Origin of the sequence: Cobetia sp. 2AS, from assembly GCF_029846355.1 — a bacterium.
GTDB lineage: Bacteria > Pseudomonadota > Gammaproteobacteria > Pseudomonadales > Halomonadaceae > Cobetia > Cobetia amphilecti.
Window position 1 is genome coordinate 281,478 of record NZ_JARWKQ010000004.1, and the last position, 19,009, is coordinate 300,486.

Here is a 19,009-nt window from a genome sequence, read left to right on the forward strand (position 1 = left end):
GATCCCCTTTGCGATCAAGGAAAATGAGCCAGGAAAGTGAATCAAGAAAGTGAGACTGAAAAGCGGGACGGCAAGATGACGACAAGTCCGCGCCCGGCGCGCCTATTTTACCTGCTTGGTGACGATGTAGGTGAAATAGCGATCGATGCCCAGCTCTGACACCAGCCAGTGATCGACCAGACGCTGATAGGCATCGATGCTGGCGGTCTCCAGCCGCAGCAGATAGTCCACCCCGCCGCCGACGGCGACGCATTCGATGACCTCATCCGCCTCTCGCATGGCACGCTCGAAGCGCTGGAAACTGCCGGCATCATGATGCTTGAGGTGGATCTCGACCCACACCGGCGTGCGCGGGGCAGCCCCCGAAGCAGCGCCACCCTGCTGATCACTCAGGCGCTGCTGATTGATGATGGCGGCATAGCCCTCGATGATGCCTGCCTGCTCGAGGCGCTTGACGCGCTCCCAGCACGGGCTGACCGACAGGTTGATCTCCTCGGCCAGCCGCGACTTGGTGATGCGGCCATCACGCTCGAGTATCGCCAGAATCTTGAGATCGAAGGCATCCAGTTTCGGCGCTGGCTGCGAGCGGGAGGGGCTCGCGCTCATGAGGCCTCTCGCGCCAGGTCGTCCACGACTTCCGCGATCACCGCCAGGGTATCGCCCAGACTCACCTGAGCCGGGAAGCGCCGCGCCACCAGCACGCCATCACGGGCGGCGCGATATTCCACCGCCGCCTGACCGGCACACCCCAGCGGATAGACCCGCGCCACGCACTGGCCCGCCGTGACCTGCTCGCCGAGTGCCACGCACAGCTCCAGCAGCCCTTCATGCTCACTCTGCACGTAACAGCTGGCATCCGGCATGTCGATCAACAGCGGCGCGTTCGCCTGGCTGGCACGCTGGCGCTCGATGTCCTGCTCCAGATCCGCGCGACTGCGCGCGCGCAGCACACCACTGAAGGCGAGGAAGTTGTCGACGCCACGGTCGGCGATCGCCTGACGCTCCGGTGTGGTGGAACCGCCGCCGCCCAGCTCCGTGGTGACGAAGACCTTGCCCTGGCGTTCCACCGCGGTGTCGTAGAGTGCCTCGGCGTCCAGCTCGAACATCATCATCGCCGAGGGCGCCCCGAAGGCCAGCGCCCCGGCCAGACTCTCGGCTTCCTGCAGGCGACACTGCTCGACGCCCAGCGACTCCTCGAGATAGTCGAGACGGTGCGCGGCCGCAAACGGCAGGATATCCAGGGTGCGGCCGCCGGAATGCAGGTCCAGCGCATAGTCGCACTGCGGTACCAGCACCCGGGTGAAGTAGTCGGCGATCTGCTCGGTCGGGCCGCCGGTGGGGTCGCCGGGGAAGCTGCGGTTGAGGTTGCCGCCATCGAGTGGCGAGCAACGCCGCCCGGCCTTGGCCGCCAGCGCATTCATGGTCGGCACGATGATGACGCGGCCCTTGACGTCCTCGGCAGTCAGACGCGCTGCCAGCTTGTAGAGCGCGGTGATGCCTTCGTACTCGTCGCCATGATTGCCGCCGGTCAGCAATACCGTCGGCCCCTCACCATTGGCGATCACGCTGATCGGGGTCATCACCGCGCCCCACGCCGACTCGTCAGTCGAGATCGGCAGCTTGAAGAAACCGTGCTGAACGCCATCGGCGAACAGATCGATGGTCAGACTGACGGGGGACTCTCGCATGACACCACTCCTTGTTATGACGGGCTGCTGACACTTGTCGGCAGGCTATTTGACGAACAGCTGGCGCGGCACATCACACAGCGGCTCGGCACCGTTTTCCGTGATCAGGATCGACTCGGTGATCTCGAGCCCCCAGTCGTCCATCCACATGCCGGGCATGAAGTGGAAGGTCATGCCCGGTTCCAGCACGGTCTCGTCACTGGGGCGCAGACTCATGGTGCGCTCGCCCCAGTCCGGCGGATAGCTGATGCCGATGGGATAGCCGCAGCGTGCGCCGCCACGGTCGAAGCCGTACTTGTCCATCGCCGCGCCCAGTGCCAGCGCGATGTCACAGCAGCGATTGCCCGGCTTGGCGATGGCCAGGCCACTCTCGATGCCTTCCAGCAAGGCAGACTCACCACGCACGAAATCGCGCGGCGGACGGCCGAGAAACACGGTACGCGACAGCGGCGCGTGATAGCGCTTGTAGCAACCGGCCAGCTCGAAGAAGGTGCCCTCGCCCTGGCGAAATGGCGTGTCATCCCAGGTCAGATGCGGCGCGGCGGCATCACTGCCGGTGGGCAGCAGCGGCACGATGGCCGGATAGTCGCCACCGAGAATCTCACCCTCGGGGCCGATCACGCCCTCGACGCCGACCCGGTAGATCTCCGCGACCAGCGCACTCTTGGGCAGGCCCGGCTCGATCATCTCCAGAATGCGCGAATGCATGCGCTCGACGATGCGCCCGGCCACTCGCATGTAGGCGATTTCCTGCTCGGACTTGATCGCCCGGCACCAGTTGACCAGCGAGTTGGCATCCACCAGCCGTGCGTGGGGCAGCTCCTTGACCAACGACAGGTGCGCCCGCGCCGAATAGTAATAGTTGTCGAGTTCGACCCCGACGACCCCATCATGCCAGCCACGCTGGGGCAGGATGGACTGGGCGAGAAACTCCATCGGATGCATGTCCGGATTCTGCACGTAGTAATCCGGATACCACAGGATGTTGTCCTCACCCATCCAGCAGGTACGCAGTGCGCCATTGCCGTCCTGACGGCGCCCATACCAGACCGGCTCGCCGGAAAGTCCCAGCAGCACGCATTGGTGCACATAGAAGGACCAGCCGTCGTAGCCGGTCAGCCACGCCATGTTGGAGGGGTCGGAAATCACCATCACATCGATACCGGCGCGCGCCATGGCCTCACGCACCCGCTGGATGCGCGCGCGATACTCGCCGATGGTGAAGGCCTGACGGCCAGCGGACAGCGCGCGTGGCGTCCAGTCACTCTCGGTGGCCGGTGCCTCGCTGCTGGGCAAGGTGGCCAGGCCAGCGAAGGCTGGCTGGGGCGCACCAGTATGGGGCGGGAATTGACTCATGCAGCGCTCCTTTTCGATCAGGCCTTGAGGCAAGCAGCACGTTGGGGCGGAGCCAGTGGCCATACGCAGGGCCAGGCGGCGGGAGACCGACCTGCCAGCCACTCCGGGCTGACACTGCCTGCCTGCGCCGCGAGCGAACGATGTGCACCGCGGGTCGGCAGGGTCGGCGTACATGCGTACATCCGAATTCCCCTCTGGATTCGAGTCTGTCACTCTGCCAACAACGGGTCAAAGGACGACTCTGGCACTGTCGCCCTTCGCTTGAGCCCTTGCAAGGCCTGCGCCATTGCCGCCCGCGAGCAGGCCATGCCCGCAAGACAATGGCGCAAGGCAATGGCGCATGGTGAGGCGACAACTCCAGGCACTTTGAACCGAGCCACGAACAGAGCCTGCGAACAGGCCGGGACAGCTCAAAAATCCCGACCCGCCACCCAGCGTCCCTGAAGAGGAGAACAGCATGCGAATACTGGTACATCATGAACGCGCCGAACGTTGGTGCGATGCTCTGCGTCAGCGCTTGTGCGATACCGCCAGCGCCAAGGGGTCGCGGCAAGGCGAGTCGTCGGAACCGTCATCAAAACAAGCGCCGCTGGAAATCGTTGCCGATGACGGCGAGATGCTGGGCGATGTGCTGGTGGTATGGGCGCCGCCCGCGGCGCTGTTCGAGCGCCACCGCGATCACGACGTCAAGGCGATCCTCAACCTGGGCGCGGGCGTCGACAGCCTGCTCGCCAACCCGGCACTGCCTGACGATGTGCCGGTGCTCAAGCTGAGCGATGCCGGCATGGCCAGCCACATGCTGGATTACGTGCGCTACGGCCTGCTGCATTTTCGGCGTGACTTCGACCGCTACGCCAGACAGCAGGCGGATACCCAGTGGGCCCCGCACCGCGTGGTGCGCGCCCACCAGTACCCGGTGGCAGTGCTCGGACTCGGCGCCATCGGCAGCCAGATCGCTGAATCACTGGCGGCAGACGGCTATCCGGTACATGGCTTCAGCCGCAGCGCCCACACGTTGCAGGGCGTGACCTGCCACCATGAGACCGGCGCAGGCGGCCGCTCGCTCAAGCAAGTGCTGGGCGACGAGTCGCTCGGCCTCAAGGCGGTGATCAACCTGCTGCCCAATACGCCGGCCACGAGAGACGTGCTGAACGTCGAGGTCTTCCAGGCCCTGCCCGACGACGCCGTGCTGATCAATCCGGGGCGTGGCAGCAGCGTGGTCGAGGAGGATCTGGTCGCGGCGCTCGAGGAAGGCAAGCTCAGGGGCGCCCTGCTCGATGTCTTCCAGCACGAGCCATTGGCCGAGGACAGCCCGCTGTGGCACCAGCCGCGCGTGATCATCACGCCGCACGCCGCCGCGCCGACCCCGGTGGCCGAGGCCGCCGATCAGCTGGCCGACAACATTCGTCGCATTCAGCGAGGTGAAGTGCTGACCGGCATCAGCCGCGAGCACGGTTATTGAGCACGCTGGCGCGCGGCGCTCAGCCGGCGATCAGACGTCACCGCCTGACAGCCATCACAGCGGCAGCGCGGTGGTCGTCTTGATGCGCTCCATCGCGAAGCGGGCCGACACGTCACTCAGCTCGTCGATGGTGTTGACCAGCCGCTTGTAGACGCGGTCGTAGGCGTTCATGTCCTCGACCTGCACCTTGAGGAGATAGTCGTAGTCACCGGCCATGCGATAGAACTCGGTGACTTCCTCGATCTCCTCGACGATGGCCACGAAACGCTCGAACCAGGCCCGCGAGTGATCGCGGGTCTTGAGCTGCACGAAGGCCGTCAGCCCCATGCCGATCAGCTCGGCATTCAGCAATGCCACCCGTGCGGTGATCACGCCACACTCTTCCAGGCGCTTGAGGCGCTTCCAGCAGGGAGACGTGGTCAGATGCACGGCTTCCGCCAGCGCCGCCAACGACAGGCTGGCATCGCGCTGCAGCAGCCGCAGCAGGGCGCGGTCCGTGGCATCGAGCACTATTTTCTCCATTACCCTCACCTCGCAATGAATTCTTGCCATGAAACATGGCTCACGCCATGACAACTGGCAAGTTTTGCTTGGCGGCTGGTCGTACCATGAAAGCTCCTTCCTGCGACCGGAAATGCCGCCATGCCGACCACTGCCTCGCCCTCGACTGCGCCTTTCATTGCGGCCGCCGACGCCAGCACGCCCGCAGCACAGCACGCCCCGCACGCGACTCAGCGCGAGTCATGGCGCCAACGCAGCCTCATGAAGCTTGCGGCCTTGAAGGCCGCCACCCCGGTAACCCCGCTGCTGGAACTCAGCCTGCGCGGGCTGGGCGAGGCGCGCATCCTGATCAAGGACGAGCGGGCGCATGCCAGCGGCTCACTCAAGCATCGCCTGGCGATGTCGCTGTTCGAACAGGCGCTGCAAAAGGATTGGCTGACGCCCGGCGGCCCGGTGATCGAAGCCTCCTCGGGCTCCACGGCGGTCTCTGAAGCGTGGTTCGCACGCAGGCTGGGGCTGGAATTCATTGCCGTGGTGCCCAGGGGCACCGCCTTTTACAAGCAGCAAGCGATTCGTGGCGAGGGTGGGCGCGTGGTGGAAATCGAGGACTCCGCTCGGCTCTGTCAGCATGCACAGGCGCTTGCCGATGACAGCGGCGGTCACTTCATCAATCAATTCCGCCATGCCGCCACGGCCGGCGACTGGCGCAGCGACGGGACCGGCGACTGGGCAAGCGACACCAGCCTGCCCGGGGAGTGCCTGGCACAGATCGCCGCGCGTGAGCTGCCCGAGCTGCAGGCGGTATTTCTCGGCGCCGGCACCGGCGGCAGTGCCGCCAGCTTCGCGCGTCATCTGCGCCACAAGCGCCATCTGCATCAGGGGAGCCATCTGCATCACGGGAGCCATCGCGCCCGCGTGATCGGCGTGGACCCCGAGCACTCCGTCTATCACGCCTGCTGGCAGCACCATCATGCCCACGGCACCCGTACGACCACCCTGCCCGCCCCGCAGGCGGCCAATCCCATCGAAGGCATCGGGCGGCCCTGCGTGCTGGAGGCATTCGACCCCGCCCATTTCGATGACTACCGACGCATCGCGGATGCGCGCAGTCAGGCGGCCGCGCTGTGGCTGGCCGAGCATGCCGGGCTTGAGGTCGGCCCCTCCACCGGCACCGCCTTCGCGGGGCTGCTCGAGAGGCTGGCGCTAAGACGCGCACGCGGTGAGTCGCTAGCCGGCAGCTGGTTGCTGCTGGCCTGTGATCACGCCGAGCGCTATGCCACCACGCTGGGCGACCCCGCATGGCGAGCCGCACAGCAATCGCGACTCGCCCCACAGCGGGCCTGGATCGAGGCGTTTGGCGACTGAAACGACGCCTGTTTTACGCCCCCGCCTGAAACGACGACACCCCGCCGAGTGGCAGGGTGTCGTAAGGCAGATCCGATGTGATGGCGTGGCTAGCGGGGGTGCATCACACCAGCAGCGCCTGGAACTGACGGAGCCATTCCGGATGCGCAGGCCAGGCCGGGGCGGTCACCAGCTTGCCGGAGGTCACGGCGTCGGTCACTTCCAGCGACACGAACTCACCGCCCGCCAGCTTCACCTCCGGCGCACAGGCCGGATAGGCGCTGACGCGATGGCCTTCCAGCGACATGGCGGCCGCCAGCAGCTGCGGACCATGACAGACGGCGGCGATGGGCTTGTCGGCCTCGACGAAGTGACGCACCATCGCCAGCACGCGCTCATCCAGACGCAGGTACTCGGGGGCGCGGCCGCCGGGAATCAGCAGCGCGTCGTAACTCTCGACGGCGATCTCGGCGAAGCTGGCGTTGAGCGCGAAGTTGTGGCCCGGCTTCTCGGTGTAGGTCTGATCACCCTCGAAGTCATGGATGGCGGTCTTGACGATATCGCCTTCCGTCTTGTCCGGGCAGACGACATCCACGCGATGCCCCATCGCCTGCAGCGCCTGAAACGGCACCATCAGCTCATAATCTTCTACAAAATCCCCGGCAATGATGACAATGCTGGCCATGATGATCTCCTGATTGGACCCAACGTCTAGGTACGCGCCGCGCGCGGCGGGAAGGACAAGGCAGTTACAGAGTACCTATCCATTGCACATGAGCAAGCGCTGAAATATCGTCGTGGCCGCCTGACGGGCGTTGGCTTGATTGTGGATCGCCTCAACATCATTACATCATCACGTGCAGTCGCCCTGCCCCGTCGCTGCCTGACCGCTCGACACCCCCATTCACAGGCCACGGCTCCAGTGCCGGTCTCGGGAGTCACCATGACCCTACCATCTTCCGCCTTGTCTCACTCCTCTCAAGCCCCCATGCGGCGCGGCGCTTGCACCGCCACACGCGCCGATCGGCCCTCGGCATGGCAGCGCCTGTGGCGCGCAGGCCTGGGGGCGCTCCTGCTGCTGGCAGGCAGTGCCCAGGCGGCCAGCGATGAGGCCGCTGTCAGCCCTGACGCGCCCCTGGCGCCTGTCGCCAGCATCGCGCCGGTACCCTTCACCGCCCACTACACCCTGGTGCTGGATGGCTGGCCGGACGTGCCCATCACCCAGCGCGTCAGCCAGAGCGGCGAGCTGTACATCGCCAGCATGGAGGCCTCCATCAAGGTCGCCAGTGGCTATGAGCAGGGCCGCTTCACGCTCGCGGAGGGCCGCATGCTGCCTGAGGGCTATCGCTCCGGCTATCGGCTGGCCGGCATCGGCAAGGACTACAACCGGGAAGCGCTGGAGGCAGGCGATACCCGCCTGCCTGACCGTCAGAGCCTGCTGGTGTTGCTGAGCCAGCAGGTCGACAGCCAATGGAGCGAGCAGGCCTGTCTGGCCGCGACGCCCTGCTCACTGGATTATCTCGACCACAAGGGCCGCCAGCGCACCCTGATGTACGAGATCCAGGGCCAGGAGACGCGCCAGGCGGCACAGCGCACCTTCCGCACCCTGCGCATCGAGGCGTGGCGCAAGCATCGCGAGCACAAACACTACCGTATCTGGCTGGCACCGCGCTGGCCGGGCCTGATGGTCGGCCTCGATTACCTCGACTACGAGGACGTCATGGACAAGGATGGCAACCGCAACGGCGAGGTGCCGCCGCGCTCGGCCCATCTGACCCTGAACCAGCTGAGCAGCGCCCGCCAGTGATGACAGCTCCCGCCTCTAGCGCGGCTGATCATAAGCCCCGCTGATACGCCATCAGCAAGTCTCTCGCGCAATAATGATGGCGGGGTTATCCAGACTCCACGCCAACCGATATAGTAAGGCCCTTCGGCGGTATTCACCGTCAATCAATCACTTGCGCCGCCCCTGCTGTCCGGGTGGCAACGCCAAGGAAGGGTCATGCTGTCGGGTCTCATCTTCATTCTGCTGCCGCTGATACTCGGCTATCTGGTACGTCTCACCGATCCTGGCCGCCTGGCGGTGGTCAATCGGCTGGTCAATGCCTCCATCTATCTCATCCTGTTCCTGATGGGCATGGGGCTGGCGGCGCTGGAGCAGTTGAGTGTCGGCATGGCCGCCATGAGCGGTCAGGCGTTGACGCTGTTCGCCATCATCACGCCGCTGAATCTGCTGGCGCTGTGGTGGCTGTCGCGCCGCAGCCCGCTGCGCGCCAATCCCGCCCAGGCGGTGGATGGCGCGCCGATGACCCGCTGGCAGGCGTTGTCCGGCTCGCTGACCCTTGCCGCCGTGGTCGCGCTCGGCGTCGGCGCCGGCGTGCTGCTCAAGACCTTCGGCACCCATCTTGATACCGACACCCTCGCCGAATGGGCACTCTATGTGCTGCTGGCGTTGATCGGCTGCCAGCTCAGAAGCTCCGGCATGAGCCTGCGCCAGATCCTGCTCAATCGGCATGGCCTGATCATCGCGCTGACGGTGATGGCCAGTTCGCTGCTCGGTGGGCTGCTGGCGGCACCCCTGCTGGCGCTGGAGTGGAATCAGGGCATGGCAATCTCGGCCGGCTTCGGCTGGTACTCGCTCTCGGGGATCCTGGTCGGTGATCAGCTCGGCCCGATTCTCGGCGGCGCCGCCTTCTTCAATGATCTGGCGCGCGAGCTGCTGGCCTTCGTGCTGATCCCCCTGACCATCCAGCGCTACACGCCGCTGGCCATCGGCATCGGCGGGGCCACCTCGATGGACTTCACGCTACCGGTGATCCAGCAGACCGGAGGCGTGGCCTGCGTCCCGGTCGCCGTCGTCTCGGGCTTCCTGCTGTCGCTGGCGGCGCCGCCGATGATCCTGTTCCTGCTCTCGCTGAGTCACGTCTGATCCGCCGGGCAAGGCTTGCTCCCGGGCTGCCTTAACAGGGACACTCTTGTCCTCCTTCGCAGCCGCTTGAATGTCCATGCCCTCTCAGCCTCACAAAGCTTCCCGCCTCAAGCGCGTCACCCTGGCCGATATCGCCGCCCGACTGGGCGTCACCAAGGTCACGGTGTCGCGCGCGCTCAATCAGCCCGAGAAGGTGTCCGCCGCGATGCGCGAGCGGGTAACCGAATGCGCCCGCGAGCTGGGCTACATGCCCAATCGTCAGGCCGGCAGCCTTGCCAGCGGCCACTCGCGGCTGATCGCGCTGCTGATTCCGTCGCTCTCCAACGCCGTGTTCTCGGAGCTGCATCGCGGCCTGGAAGCCCCGCTGGCCGCCGCGGGCTATCAGCTGCTGATCGGCCATACCGGCTATTCCATGCAGGAAGAGGAGCGCCTGATCGAGACCTGGCTCTCCTTCGGCATCGACGGGCTGGTGCTGTGCGGCAGTCGCCATAGCCCTCGTACCCGCGAGATGATCGCGCGCTCGGGCTGTGCGGTGGTGGAGTGCATGGAGAAGCGCGAGACGCCGCTCGACATGGCGGTAGGACTGGACCAGCACGCCGCTGGCCGCGCGATGACCGAGGCCATGATCGCGCTGGGGCATCGCCATATCGGTTTTCTCGGTGCGCGCATGGACCGCCGCGTCGAACAGCGCCTGGGCGGCTGGCGCGCGGCGATGGAGGCCGCCGGCCTGTCGCAGCAGGCGCTGTTGACCACCGATGCCCCCTCCAGCGTGCGCATGGGCGGCGAGCTGCTCGACGAGATGCTGACCCGCTGGCCCGAGACCCAGGCCGTGTTCTGCTGCAATGACGACCTGGCGGCCGGCGGGCTGTTCGAGTGTCAGCGCCGCGGCCTGTCGGTGCCCGACCAGCTGGCGCTGGCCGGCTTCAACGGCCTGGAGATGACCCGCGGCACCTGGCCGCCGCTGGCCAGCGTGGTCACGCCACGCCGCGAGATCGGCGAGCGCGCCGCCGCCCTGCTGCTGGCGCGCTTGAGCGGTGATCTCGACGCCACGCCCCACGGCCTGTGGGAAGACCTGGGCTTCAGTCTGCAGACAGGCGGCAGTCTGGCACCGTGATACTTTGTCCACGTAATACGTGGCGGCAGTCTGGCACCGTGAGACGTCCGGCGAGCGACTAGCGCTCCGGCGCGTCGAGGACCTGCTGACAGACACTCTCGACCAGCGCCTGCGGTGTGGCGCTGATGTCGAGGGTGTGGATGCGCCCTTCATCGTCACCGGGCACCTCGAGCGTCGCCAGCTGATTGTCGAGCATGTCAGCGCCCTTGAAGAAATGATCGGTCCGCGCCTCGAGGCGTTCCAGCAGCAGCTCGCGCGTGCCTTCGAGGAACACGAAGCCCAGCGCGGGGTCCCCGCCACGCAGTTGATCCCGATAACGTCGCTTCAAGGACGAGCAGGCCAGTACCAGACTGCGCCCGTCGCGACGCGCATCCTCGATCAGCTCGGCCAGACGGGCCAGCCAGCCGTGGCGATCGTCGTCATCCAGCGGGACGCCGCGCGCCATCTTGGCCACGTTGGCCTCACCGTGATAGTCGTCGCCATCGATGAACTGCGCGCCCAGGCACGCCGCCAGCTGCTGCCCGACGTGTGACTTGCCACAGCCCGACACCCCCATGACCACCAGACGCACGCCACCGTGCGCGGCCAGAGCCTCTGACCTGGTCGGCATCGACGCGACCGCTGATGCTCCTTCTGCCTGCTGCTGCATGAAAACCCTCTCCCCCTGAATGAAAACGATGGCCCACCAGCGTACCCGATGTTGCCGATCAATCCCTTGTCCGGCGCCTCGGGACGGCTGTCGCGCACTGAGCGACTGCCCGTTGGCGGACAGTCAGCTGCCAGACGCGACAGACTTTTGTCCCTCATGCACCTTTCGGATCATTGCGTAAGCGTTAATGTTACCGGTAACTTTCATCCTGCACGACCCACGACGCCTCACACAATACGCCTTTGGGCAATGGCCGATGATCACGCCGTTGCCAGCCGCAAGAGTTCGCCATCATGTCCCCAGATAGCACCCTCGTCCTTGCCGCCCTCGGCGGCATTCTGCTGCTGCTTTACCTCGTCATGCGCCTGCGCCTGCATGCCTTCGTTGCCCTGCTGGTGGTGAGTCTGGGGGTCGGACTGGCCACCGGCATGCAGCCCGACGCCATCATCGACTCCGTCACCAACGGCATGGGCAACACCCTGGGCTTCGTTGCCACCGTGGTCGGTCTCGGCGCGATGTTCGGCAAGATGCTGGAAGTGTCCGGCGGTGTCGATCGCATGGCCAACACCCTGCTGGGGCGCTTCGGCACCTCACGCTCGCAATGGGCGCTGGCGCTGACCGGCTTTCTGGTCGCGATTCCGGTGTTCCTGGATGTCGCCTTCATCATCCTGGTGCCGCTGGTCTATGCGCTGGCACGCCGCAGCGGCCGTTCGCTGCTCTATTACGGCATCCCGCTGCTCGCCGGTCTTGCCGTGACGCACTCCTTCATTCCGCCGACCCCGGGGCCGATCGCGGTCGCCAAGCTGATCGGTGCCGATCTCGGCTACGTCATCCTGTTCGGCGCACTGTGCGGCCTGCCGGCGATGATCGTCGCGGGGCCGATCTTCGGTCGCTTCATCGCGGCGCGCATCGACGCCAGGATCCCGGATTACATGGAAAATACCGGCAGCGTGATGAGCGATGAAGAAGTCGATCAGCGCGCCCCGGGCTTCGGTCTGATCCTGTCCATCGTGCTGCTGCCGCTGGCGCTGATCGTGCTCAACACCGTCTCGGGCTTCCTGTTCGGTGACGACAGTCCGCTGGTCGGCTGGCTGGGCTTCCTCGGCCACCCGTTCGTGGCACTGAGTCTGGCCACCCTGATGGCCTTCACCCTGCTGGGCACACGCCGTGGCATGACGCGCGAACAGGTGATGGAAGTCGCCACCAAGGCACTCGAACCCGCCGGCATCATCATCCTGGTCACCGGCGCGGGCGGCGTCTTCAAGCAGATGCTGATCGATTCCGGGGTCGGTGACGTGCTCGGCAACCTGATGGCCGACAGCAACCTGCCGCCGATCCTGCTTGCCTTCCTGATCGCCACCGCCGTGCGTGTCATCCAGGGCTCGGCCACCGTGGCGATGATCACCGCCGCCGGCCTGATGGCCCCGGTGATCGATACGCTGGCGCTGTCCGGCCCGGTACTGGGGCTGGTGGTGATCGCCATCGCCAGTGGCGCCACCGTGCTCAGTCACGTCAATGACTCCGGCTTCTGGCTGGTCAGCCGCTACTTCGGCCTCACCGAGAAGGAAACACTGAAGAGCTGGACGGTGATGGAAACCCTGATCGGCGTGATCGGCGTCTGCATGGCGCTGCTGATCGGCCTGTTCATCTAGTTTATCCCGTTCATCCAGTTCAACTATTTCAACTATTTCAACTACTGAAATCTGGCCTGCCCGCGCGGTTCAGCCAGGTTGACTGGAGGGTTCATCCCGTCAGCAGGCGCCGCCGGCCAGGCGCACTCGTGAAAAGCTGCCACTTCGTGTGGCAGCTTTTTTTGTGGGGCGCCAATCACGCAATGGCAGATTGCGTCTGTTGCACGCTATTTCCCATTTTGGCATTGCGCCTGAATGGCATCATGCGATCATCCACCCATTCGTCTGCCTTTCATGGCCATGATCCACCGCCCGCTCTGACCGACGCCAAAGCGACTGGCCAGAAGACGGCTGCGCATCAGGCCAGTCACTTTTCGTTCGGAGTCCGCATGGACCATAGCCCTGAGACGCCAGCGTCGTCTTCCGCGTCGCCCGCCCCTGCCGGCCGCCCCGCACCCTCCTCGCGGCGCCTGATCTGGATGCGCCTGCTGGCGCTGATCATTCTCGCGCTGGCGATCGCGCTGGCCGCCTGGTGGATGAATCATCGCCCCGGGGCGCCGAAGCGTGCCCCCAGCGAGGTGCCTGCGCCCACGGTCGAGGTGGTCACGGTCAGCCATGCCGCCAACGCCCCGACGCTTGAGGGCTTCGGCCGTGTGATCGCCGATCGTCAGACCACGGTCTCCACGCGCGTCAGCGGTCAGCTGGCCCCCTTCCCCGAAGGCATCGAGGCCGGCCGCGAGGTTCGCGAGAACCAGCTGCTGGCCAGTCTCGATCGACTGGATTATCAGCTGGCACTGCGTCAGGCCGAGGCGGATCTCGCCACGGCAGAAGCCAGCCTCGCCTCTGAAAAGGGCGAGCAGATCCGCGCCGCCTCGGAATACAAGACCTTCGGTCGCAATCTGCCGGCGGCCCAGAAAGCGCTGGTCCTGCGCGAACCTCAGCTCAAGTCGGCCCAGGCCGCCGTGGAAAGCGCCCGCGCCAGCCGCGATCAGGCCAAGCTCAATCTGGCCCGCACCGAGATTCGCGCCCCCTACGACGGTCTGATCAGCGAGCGGCTGGTCGGCGAAGGCAGCGACCTCAATGCCTTCACCGACCTGTTGACGCTGGTGGCCACCGACCGCTTCTGGGTGCGCCTCAATCTGCCGCAGGCCGACATGGAATGGCTCTCGACCCACGCCCGTGATGGCCAGGGCACGCCGGTTCTGCTCTCGAGCAAGGCCTGGCCGGATGGCCAGCATCGCCGTGGCGAAGTGTGGAGCGTGCTGCCGTCGCTGGAAGACAACGGCCTGCTGACCCAGGTGATGGTGGCGGTGGAAGACCCGCTGGCGCTCAATGTCTCCGAGGAAGCGCGCGCCAGCACCCCGGCACTGCGCATCGGCGATGTGGTCGAGGCGACCCTGACACCCCAGCGCACCGCCTCGCTGATCGAACTGCCGATCAGTGCGCTGCGCAGCGGCCAGCAGGTCTGGGTGCTGACGGAGGATGGGCATCTCGAGAAGCGCTCGGTAGGCGTGCGCCATCTGGGCAATGACACCCTGCTGGTCGCCGACGGTCTGGTGGACGGCGAGCGCGTCATCACGAGCTCCCTGAGCAGCGTCGAAGCCGGCATGGCCCTGCGCGCGCGTGGCGATACACCGACGCCGACCGCCAAGACAACTGATGCCGAGGCGGCTGACGACAAGACGACGGCTGGCGACAAGAGCACCGCAGCTGCCGACAAGAGCGCCACGGTTGCCAACAGCAACGCCACGACCACCGGAAGTGACTCATGACGGCACAGTCGCGCCTCAAGGGCCCCATCCGCTGGATGCACGATCACGGCGTCGCCGCCAACCTGCTGATGCTGTGTCTGATTCTCGGCGGCCTGCTGATGTCCAGTCAGATCAAGAAGGAGGTCTTCCCCTCCTTCGAGCTCGAGATCATCAACGTCAGCGTCAGCTATTCCGGCGCCACACCGGATGAGGTCTCCGAGAGCCTGTTGCAGGCGATGGAGTCCGCGGTACAGGACGTGGAGGGCATCGAGGAGATCACCGCCACCGCCGAGGAAGGCCTCGGCTCGCTGTCCATCGAGCTGCAGGACGGCGTCGAGACCATGCGCGCCTATCAGGACATCCAGCAGGCCATCGACAGCATCACCACCCTGCCCGATGAATCCGACCCGCCCGTCTACTCGCTGGCGGGCCGCTCGCGCAGCGTGATGGAGCTCAAGCTGCATGGCCAGACCGATGACCAGACCCTGCGCAATGTCGCCGAGCGTCTGCGCCTGAGCCTGCTGGACAGCGACGACATCACCAAGGTGGAGCTGACCGGCATCCGTGACCGCGAGGTGCATGTCGCGCTGGAAGAAGGCGCGCTGCGTCGCTATGGCCTGTCGCATCAGGATATCGCCGGCCTGATCGGCAATCAGGCGCTCAACCTGGCCGGGGGCAGCCTCGATACCCAGCAGGGCGAATACCTGGTGCGCTATGAGGCGCGTCGCGACGGCGCCGCCGAGTTCGCGCAGCTGCCGGTGATCTCCAGCCAGGAAGGCAATGTCGTGCGTCTGGGCGATATCGCCACCGTCACCGACGGCTTCGCTGACAGCGACAAGGAAGTGCTCTACGACGGCGAACCGGCGATTGGTCTCGACATCTACCAGGTCGGCTCCCAGACGCCCAACGAGCTGTCCGCCGCGACCATGGCGATGCTGCCGCAATTGACCGCCAGCCTACCGCGCGGACTGACGCTGAGCGTCGAGGACGATGATTCGCTGGTCTATCAGGACCGTCTGGAGCTGCTGCTCAAGAATGCCTGGATGGGGCTGGTGCTTGTGCTGGTGCTGCTGGGGCTGTTCCTCGAGGCGCGTCTCGCCTTCTGGGTCACGCTGGGCATCCCCACCGCCTTCCTCGGCGCGATGCTGTTCCTGCCGCTGGTCGGCGTGTCCATCAACATGATCTCGATGTTCGCCTTCATCATCGCGCTGGGCATCGTGGTCGATGACGCCATCATCGTCGGCGAGAACATCCACTCGCACCGCGAGCGCGGCGCCAGCATGCGCGAAGCCGCCATTCTCGGCGCGCGCGAGATCGCGGTGCCGCTGGCGTTCTCGATCCTGTCCAACATCGTCGCCTTCATTCCGCTGCTGTTCCTGCCCGGCTTCCTCGGGCTGGTATTCGGCATCATCCCGCTGGTGGTGATCAGCATCTTCGCGCTGAGCTGGATCGAGGCGATCTTCATCCTGCCCGCGCACCTGGGCCACACCAGCGAGAAGCCGATCCGCTGGCTGGCACCGCTGGACCGCGTGCGCCATGGCGTCCAGCACGGTCTCGAGCGCTTCACGCGTCGCCGCTTCCAGCCCTTCCTCGAAGGGTGCCTGAACTATCGTGGCCTGACCGCCATCTGCGGCCTGGCACTGCTGGTGCTGGCGATGGCCTGGATGGCCAGTGGCCGCCTCGGCTTCTCGCTGATGCCGCGTGTCGAGTCCAATCGTGCCGGTGTCACCGCCAACCTGCCGGTGGGCAGCCCGATCAGTCAGGACCGCGAAGTGCGCACCCTGCTGCTGGACGCGCTGGAGCGGGTCCGCGAGCGCGACGACGCCCCCGCGATCTACTCCACAAGCGCCGAGATCGAAGGCAACTCGCTGAGCATCATCGCCAATCTGGACACCACGGTGGAGGACAACTGGTCGCCCTCGCAGCTGATCACGGCCTGGCGTGAGGAAGCCGGCACCATCGCCAATACCGAGTCGCTGCTGTTCGAATCCGATATCGGCGGGCCGGGGCGCGGCGCGGGCCTCACCATCCGCCTCTCCTCGTCTGACAGCGGTGCGCTGATGGCCGCCGCCGAGTCGCTGGCGACGTCGCTTGAGGATTACAGCTCGCTGTCCGACATCGACAGCGGCCTGGATGACGGCAAGCGCGAGCTCTATCTGCAGCTCAATGCCTACGGTCGCTCGCTGGGACTGGATGGCGCCACCCTGGCCAACCAGCTGCGTGGGCCGCTGTCCGGCGCGACCGCCCTCAAGCAGCAGCAGGGCCGCAACGAGGTCGAGGTCAAGGTGCTGCTGCCCGAAGACCAGCGCGCGAGCCTCGCCCAGCTGGAGAACTTCGGCGTACAGACCGGCAACGGCGTCAGCGTGCCTCTGGGGCTGGTGGCCGATATCGAGCAGGGACGCGCCGCGTCCAGCATCCTGCGCATCGACGGGCGCCGCGTGATCGAGGTCACCGCCAACGTCACCCCGTCCGACGCGGTCAGTCAGGTGATCACCAGTCTGGAAAGCGATGTCTATCCCCAGCTGAAGAGCCAGTATCCGAGCCTGAGCATCGGCTATGGCGGGCGTCAGGAAGAGACCGCCGACAACCTGGGGTCACTGCAGGTGTCGTTGCTGCTGACTCTGGCGGCACTCTATCTGCTGCTGGCGTTGCCGTTCAGAAGCTACCTGCAGCCGCTGCTGGTGATGACGGCGATCCCCTTCGGCCTGATCGGCGCGGTCATCGGCCATCAGCTGATGGGCTATGGCCTGTCGGTGATCAGTCTGATGGGCATGCTGGCGCTGTCGGGCATCGTCATCAACGACGCCCTGGTGCTGATCGACTACGCCAACCGCCAGCGTCTGGCCGGTGCCACTGCGCGTGAGGCGATCATCATGGCGGCCACGCGGCGTCTGCGTCCCATCCTTCTGACGACGCTGACCACCTTCTTCGGCCTGGCGCCGATGATCTTCGAGACCTCGCGCCAGGCGCGCTTCATGATCCCGATGGCGGTCTCCATCGGCTTCGGCATCCTGTTCGCGACGGTGATCCTGCTGATCCTGGTGCCCTCGCTCTACCTGTTGCTGGAAGACCTGCAGCACAATCTGCGCCGCCTGCTGGGGCTGCCGCCCCGCACCCCGCGTCAGGAGGAACAGCCATCATGATGCCCGCCGTCACCGCCTGGCGCTCACGGCTGTCCGTGCGGCTGTTCGTGATCCTGCTGCTGACCAATGTCGTGATCGGCGGCAGCATCTACATGTTCATCTCCCACAGCATGGACAGAGGGTTCGCGGAGTATCTGGAGCAGACCCAGCAGGAGCGCATCGAGCTGATCTCCTCCGATCTGGTCAGCGCCTACGCCGCGGAAGGCAACTGGGACTGGATGAAGAGCCGGCGCAACTGGGGGCGTATCGTGCATTCCCAGGCGCCGCCGGACAGGTTCGAGATACCGCCGGGCGCCAACCTCAATCGCCCGCAGGACTACATGCTGCGCGATACCCGCGGCCAGCGCCTCAATGGACCGCCGCGCCCCATCCCCGGCATGCGGTTCAAGGACCTCAAGCTGGACGGCGAGAAGATCGGCGAGCTGGGCTACCTGCCGGTGAGTGAATTCCTGCGTCGCGGCAAGGACCAGTATCTGGAGCGTCAATCGCGCAATCTGGCGACCATCATCCTGTCCTCCACCTTCGCCTCGCTGCTGGCGGCGGCCGGTATCGCCTGGTGGCTGGGCCATCGGGTGCGTGACCTCGCCAGTGGCGCCAGCCGTCTGTCGAGTGGCGACTATGCCACCCGCCTGCCGGTGCGCGGGCGGGATGAGCTGTCGCGACTGGCCGGCGACTTCAATGCGCTGGCGCAGACGCTGGAGACCAACCGCGATTCGCGCCAGCGCTGGGTGAGTGATATCTCCCATGAGCTGCGCACGCCGCTGGCGGTGCTCAAGGGCGAGATCGAGGCCATGCAGGACGGTATCCGCCCGATGAGCCAGGATAGCCTCGGCTCGCTGGAGCAGGAGGTGGATGCCCTCAACCGCCTGGTGTCGGATCTGCGCCTGCTGGCCCAGAGCGATGCCGGCACCCTGGAGGCCTGGCGCGAGCCGCTGGAGCTGGATGCCCAGCTCAGCGATAGCCTGGACGACCTGCGCGGCTGGCTGGAAGACAGCGGCATCCAGCTGGAGACCGACATCCAGTTGCCGCTGCGCGTGCAGGGCGACATGCAGCGCCTGCATCAGCTGTGGAGCAACCTGGCCAGCAACACCCGCGCCTACACCGACTCGCCCGGCAAGTTGAAGGTCAGCCTGCTACGCGAGGCCGCCTCACCCGGGGATGGCGCTGGCCACCCCGGCTGGGCGGTCGTGCGCTGGGAAGACTCGAGCCCCGGCGTGCCAGAGGCCGAGCTTGCCCACCTCACCGAGCGCCTGTATCGGGTCGAGAACTCGCGCAATCGCTCCAGCGGGGGTTCAGGGCTGGGCCTGTCGATCGCCAGCGCGCTGGTCAGTGCGCATGATGGCCAGCTGGTACCGGGCCAGTCATCGCTGGGCGGCCTGCGATGGGACATTCGCCTGCCGCTGTTGTCTACTTGAAACAGACATTTTCATCTGCAAGGACT

15 protein-coding genes are annotated in these 19,009 nt (G+C 65.9%); 9 read left to right on the forward strand and 6 right to left on the reverse strand.

Features of this window, described 5'->3' with window-relative positions; genetic code table 11:
* Positions 1-102 precede the first annotated feature (102 nt).
* From QD356_RS12975 to doeA, 3 genes are read right to left on the reverse strand one after another with little or no spacing between them, the layout of a single operon-like run.
* Entirely contained in the window at positions 103-606 is a 504-nt protein-coding gene (locus QD356_RS12975) for an Lrp/AsnC family transcriptional regulator (protein ID WP_192837421.1), read from the reverse strand.
* Positions 603-1,688, reverse strand: a complete 1,086-nt coding sequence (doeB, locus tag QD356_RS12980) for a N(2)-acetyl-L-2,4-diaminobutanoate deacetylase DoeB (protein ID WP_192837420.1) — start codon at positions 1,686-1,688, stop codon at positions 603-605. The genes QD356_RS12975 and doeB overlap by 4 nt, the downstream gene beginning before the upstream one ends.
* A gap of 45 nt (positions 1,689-1,733) precedes the next feature.
* Positions 1,734-3,044, reverse strand: coding sequence for an ectoine hydrolase DoeA (gene doeA / locus QD356_RS12985; RefSeq protein WP_084589510.1), 1,311 nt, complete (start codon positions 3,042-3,044; stop codon positions 1,734-1,736).
* A gap of 457 nt (positions 3,045-3,501) precedes the next feature.
* Here doeA and QD356_RS12990 point away from each other — a divergent pair, with 457 nt between their 5' ends.
* Positions 3,502-4,506 (forward strand): glyoxylate/hydroxypyruvate reductase A, encoded by a 1,005-nt coding sequence (locus QD356_RS12990; RefSeq protein WP_192837419.1) that lies wholly within the window; start codon positions 3,502-3,504, stop codon positions 4,504-4,506.
* 54 nt (positions 4,507-4,560) lie between these two features.
* Here QD356_RS12990 and QD356_RS12995 read toward each other — a convergent pair whose 3' ends face one another.
* Positions 4,561-5,028: an Lrp/AsnC family transcriptional regulator gene (locus QD356_RS12995; protein ID WP_205700861.1), complete on the reverse strand. Its 468-nt coding sequence runs from the start codon at positions 5,026-5,028 to the stop codon at positions 4,561-4,563.
* A 120-nt stretch (positions 5,029-5,148) separates the two neighbouring features.
* Here QD356_RS12995 and QD356_RS13000 point away from each other — a divergent pair, with 120 nt between their 5' ends.
* Positions 5,149-6,372, forward strand: a complete 1,224-nt coding sequence (locus tag QD356_RS13000) for a pyridoxal-phosphate dependent enzyme (protein WP_192837418.1) — start codon at positions 5,149-5,151, stop codon at positions 6,370-6,372.
* 103 nt (positions 6,373-6,475) lie between these two features.
* Here QD356_RS13000 and QD356_RS13005 read toward each other — a convergent pair whose 3' ends face one another.
* Positions 6,476-7,036 carry a DJ-1/PfpI family protein gene (locus tag QD356_RS13005; RefSeq protein ID WP_043334317.1) on the reverse strand — a complete coding sequence of 187 codons (561 nt, stop codon included), beginning with the start codon at positions 7,034-7,036 and terminating at the stop codon, positions 6,476-6,478.
* Between the two features lie 258 nt (positions 7,037-7,294).
* Here QD356_RS13005 and QD356_RS13010 point away from each other — a divergent pair, with 258 nt between their 5' ends.
* The 3 genes from QD356_RS13010 (at position 7,295) to QD356_RS13020 (ending at position 10,394) form a co-directional block, all read left to right on the forward strand.
* Positions 7,295-8,158 (forward strand): hypothetical protein, encoded by an 864-nt coding sequence (locus QD356_RS13010; RefSeq protein WP_192837417.1) that lies wholly within the window; start codon positions 7,295-7,297, stop codon positions 8,156-8,158.
* A 195-nt stretch (positions 8,159-8,353) separates the two neighbouring features.
* Positions 8,354-9,280, forward strand: a complete 927-nt coding sequence (locus tag QD356_RS13015; RefSeq protein WP_192837416.1) for a lysine exporter LysO family protein — start codon at positions 8,354-8,356, stop codon at positions 9,278-9,280.
* Positions 9,281-9,356: 76 nt separating this feature from the next.
* Positions 9,357-10,394 (forward strand): LacI family DNA-binding transcriptional regulator, encoded by a 1,038-nt coding sequence (locus QD356_RS13020; protein WP_054555661.1) that lies wholly within the window; start codon positions 9,357-9,359, stop codon positions 10,392-10,394.
* Positions 10,395-10,452: 58 nt separating this feature from the next.
* Here QD356_RS13020 and QD356_RS13025 read toward each other — a convergent pair whose 3' ends face one another.
* Entirely contained in the window at positions 10,453-11,004 is a 552-nt protein-coding gene (locus QD356_RS13025) for a gluconokinase (protein ID WP_192837415.1), read from the reverse strand.
* A 332-nt stretch (positions 11,005-11,336) separates the two neighbouring features.
* Between QD356_RS13025 and QD356_RS13030 the strand changes: the two genes are divergently transcribed.
* From QD356_RS13030 to QD356_RS13045, 4 genes are all read left to right on the forward strand, one after another.
* Entirely contained in the window at positions 11,337-12,695 is a 1,359-nt protein-coding gene (locus QD356_RS13030) for a gluconate:H+ symporter (protein WP_192837414.1), read from the forward strand.
* Between the two features lie 368 nt (positions 12,696-13,063).
* Complete coding sequence (locus tag QD356_RS13035) at positions 13,064-14,446, forward strand: efflux RND transporter periplasmic adaptor subunit (protein ID WP_279878050.1); 1,383 nt, start codon at positions 13,064-13,066, stop codon at positions 14,444-14,446.
* The gene (locus QD356_RS13040) at positions 14,443-17,568 is read left to right on the forward strand and encodes an efflux RND transporter permease subunit (RefSeq protein WP_225996289.1); all 3,126 of its coding nucleotides are present in this window, start codon (positions 14,443-14,445) and stop codon (positions 17,566-17,568) included. The genes QD356_RS13035 and QD356_RS13040 overlap by 4 nt, the downstream gene beginning before the upstream one ends.
* Positions 17,565-18,983, forward strand: coding sequence for an ATP-binding protein (locus tag QD356_RS13045; protein WP_192837412.1), 1,419 nt, complete (start codon positions 17,565-17,567; stop codon positions 18,981-18,983). Before QD356_RS13040 ends, QD356_RS13045 begins: the two co-directional genes overlap by 4 nt.
* Positions 18,984-19,009 lie beyond the last annotated feature (26 nt).

Excerpts from the sequence above, each read along its gene's own strand:
- QD356_RS12975 (WP_192837421.1), bottom strand. The coding sequence starts at position 606 with ATGAGCGCGAGCCCCTCCCGCTCGCAGCCAGCGCCGAAACTGGATGCC.
- doeB (WP_192837420.1), bottom strand. The coding sequence starts at position 1,688 with ATGCGAGAGTCCCCCGTCAGTCTGACCATCGATCTGTTCGCCGATGGC.
- doeA (WP_084589510.1), bottom strand. The coding sequence starts at position 3,044 with ATGAGTCAATTCCCGCCCCATACTGGTGCGCCCCAGCCAGCCTTCGCT.
- QD356_RS12990 (WP_192837419.1), top strand. The coding sequence starts at position 3,502 with ATGCGAATACTGGTACATCATGAACGCGCCGAACGTTGGTGCGATGCT.
- QD356_RS12995 (WP_205700861.1), bottom strand. The coding sequence starts at position 5,028 with ATGGAGAAAATAGTGCTCGATGCCACGGACCGCGCCCTGCTGCGGCTG.
- QD356_RS13000 (WP_192837418.1), top strand. The coding sequence starts at position 5,149 with ATGCCGACCACTGCCTCGCCCTCGACTGCGCCTTTCATTGCGGCCGCC.
- QD356_RS13005 (WP_043334317.1), bottom strand. The coding sequence starts at position 7,036 with ATGGCCAGCATTGTCATCATTGCCGGGGATTTTGTAGAAGATTATGAG.
- QD356_RS13010 (WP_192837417.1), top strand. The coding sequence starts at position 7,295 with ATGACCCTACCATCTTCCGCCTTGTCTCACTCCTCTCAAGCCCCCATG.
- QD356_RS13015 (WP_192837416.1), top strand. The coding sequence starts at position 8,354 with ATGCTGTCGGGTCTCATCTTCATTCTGCTGCCGCTGATACTCGGCTAT.
- QD356_RS13020 (WP_054555661.1), top strand. The coding sequence starts at position 9,357 with ATGCCCTCTCAGCCTCACAAAGCTTCCCGCCTCAAGCGCGTCACCCTG.
- QD356_RS13025 (WP_192837415.1), bottom strand. The coding sequence starts at position 11,004 with ATGCCGACCAGGTCAGAGGCTCTGGCCGCGCACGGTGGCGTGCGTCTG.
- QD356_RS13030 (WP_192837414.1), top strand. The coding sequence starts at position 11,337 with ATGTCCCCAGATAGCACCCTCGTCCTTGCCGCCCTCGGCGGCATTCTG.
- QD356_RS13035 (WP_279878050.1), top strand. The coding sequence starts at position 13,064 with ATGGACCATAGCCCTGAGACGCCAGCGTCGTCTTCCGCGTCGCCCGCC.
- QD356_RS13040 (WP_225996289.1), top strand. The coding sequence starts at position 14,443 with ATGACGGCACAGTCGCGCCTCAAGGGCCCCATCCGCTGGATGCACGAT.
- QD356_RS13045 (WP_192837412.1), top strand. The coding sequence starts at position 17,565 with ATGATGCCCGCCGTCACCGCCTGGCGCTCACGGCTGTCCGTGCGGCTG.